Below are 2,514 nucleotides of genomic sequence, written 5' to 3'. Positions count from 1 at the left end.
ATCGCCGGGGCCACCGGGGCCTCCTACACCACCCCGGCCACCACCCTGGCCGATAGCGGCGCGACCTTCCGCTGCATCGTGAGCAACAGCGCCGGCAGCGCCACCAGCAACCCGGCGACCCTGACCGTCACGGCCAGCGCGGGCGAGGTCAACCATGCGCCAAAGATTGTTACGGGTGTACCCAGCTTCTCGAAACAGATCATTGATACCACTATGGATCAAACCCATTTCGCTGTCGCCGCAGATTTCGATGGAGATGGCGATACGGACGTGGTCGCGACAGACTACGTAGACGATACGGTCGCCTGGTATGAAAACAACGGCAACGGCGGATTTACCAAGCGGGTTATCGATTCCAGCTTGGATGGGGCCTATCCAGTCTTTGTTACGGATTTAAATCGTGATGGCGCTATAGACGTGCTCGCAACCGGTTATTTAGCCGATATGGCAGTTTGGTATGAGAACAACGGCAGTGGCGGATTCACCAAGCGCGTCATCGACGCCAATGCCGATGGAGCGCACAGCCTCTATCCTACGGATCTTGATGGCGACGGCGACACTGACGTGGTCGGGGGTAACCAGGATGGGAATTCGGTCGTTTGGTATGAAAACGACGGCAGCTCCAACTTTATTGAACATTCCCCCATCGACGTTGGCGCTTTGGGTGCCAAATCCGTGTTTGCTGCGGATCTCGATGGAGACAATGACATTGATATTGCCGTTGCTAGTTTCCATGACGATAAGATCTCGTGGTACGAAAATGACGGCCAACAAAACTTCGTTAAAAGATCGATAGATACCACAGTCGATGGAGCCTATTTCGTGCTGGGCACGGATCTTGACCGCGACAGCGACATCGACCTGGTTACAGCCAGTCAAAATGACGATACGGTTGCTTGGTATGAAAATAATGGCAGCGGTGGATTCACGAAACGCGCTATCGATACCTTCGCGGATGGGGCTCGCGCCGTCTTCGTGGCTGACGTGGACGGCGACGGCGACAGCGATGTGCTCGCGTCCAGTCCGCATGACCATACGATAGCCTGGTATCGGAACGACGGTGGCAGTAGCTTCTCCAGGCATCTGATCGACTACTCTGCACGTGGCGCTTACGGCGTTTCTGCCGCGAATGTGGATGGCGACGGTCATATTGACATCATTGCGGCCAGTCGTGATGACAATACTGTCGCCTTGCATTACCAAACTAAGGCACATTACGTCTCTCTGCCCCAGGGCGGTACGCTGACCATCGATACGAGCTTACTTGAAGCCAGGGACGACGAGGATCCGCCGACGGCATTAACCTACACTGTGTCCGACCTACCCGATTTTGGTGTACTGCAACTCAACGGCGTCTCGCTTACCCAAGGCGGTACCTTCACTCAGGCCGATATCGATAGCAACCGCGTTGTGTATGTCCATAATGGGGCGAGCACAACGCGTGACGCCTTCGCCCTCACCCTCACGGACGGCGGTCAGGATGGTGTCAAGCCTGGCAGTGGCGCGTTTACGTTAAATATCGTAGATCCCTCAATGCCTGCCGTTAAGTCTGACGACTTTAACGCTGATGGTTTAGCGGCATACTGGTCCTTTACAGGGCCAGCCGGAACGGGGAGCAATTTGGTGAGGATGGGTGACGAAGCCTATCTGGAACTGGTAGTCCCCTCAGGCGATTACGATGTATTTAACACGAACCGTGGGGCACGGGTGATGCAGGATGCGCTTAACGGAGACTTCGAGGTTGAGGCGAAGTTTCTCAGCCGGCCGACTCAGAGGTTTCAGTTGCAGGGCATTCTGGTCGAACAAGATGCAAACAACTGGCTCCGATTTGACACGTATCATGATGGGACAAATCTGCGCATCTTCATTGGGGTCACCATAAATGGCGTATCAAAGCAGGTCGTCAATAGGGTAGTCGCGGCCGCTGCCGCGTCCTATCTACGGGTAACACGGACGGGGGATGTTTGGACACTGAAGTATTCCGCCGATGGCTCGACATGGACGACAACCGGCGAGTTCACCCATGTCCTCAACGTGACAAAAGTGGGGCCGTTTGCCGGGAGCACCGGCACATCACCGGGCTATACCGCGCAGGTGGATTACTTCTTCAATACCGCAGCGCCAATTGCTAATGAGGATGGGGGTTAGTCGTGCCAGTACTCTCGCCATGAAATGGGTAAGCAAGGCCGATAGCTAGCGCCGGAGTGAAATCTGAAGTCGGGATCATAACAGCCTAAGCTGAAGAAGCTGATCCACTTCCTGGACCGAGTCCAGATCAGAGAGCTCATTGGTCAGCGGTAGCCCGAAACCGCCGGCCGCACATTATTGCTTACCTCAATTAATTGATCTATGCCTTCTTCTCGATGCACGATCCGTAAGCGCTCTTTTAACGACGCCCTTGAGCTTGGCGAGACGAGGTTGTAGTCGATCGGGTCAGGTAGCCGCAACGGGCTGGGTGAGATGCCAGGGCAGGAGTTTCTCGAACTCGTCGACCGTTGTTGCCAAGGGCAGCTT

The 2,514-nt window shown here is 55.3% G+C and carries 1 protein-coding gene; it reads left to right on the top strand.

The window, feature by feature from the left end; translation table 11 throughout:
• Window positions 1-2,148, top strand: a 2,148-nt coding sequence (locus tag VEB01_RS12005) for an FG-GAP-like repeat-containing protein (protein ID WP_324875726.1), incomplete at its 5' end; no start/stop codon positions are given.
• Window positions 2,149-2,514 lie beyond the last annotated feature (366 nt).

Source organism: Methylocaldum sp. (assembly GCF_035627495.1).
Taxonomy (GTDB): domain Bacteria; phylum Pseudomonadota; class Gammaproteobacteria; order Methylococcales; family Methylococcaceae; genus Methylocaldum.
The sequence above is the reverse complement of the archived record's forward strand: the minus strand, read 5'-3'. Positions and strand labels throughout refer to the sequence as shown.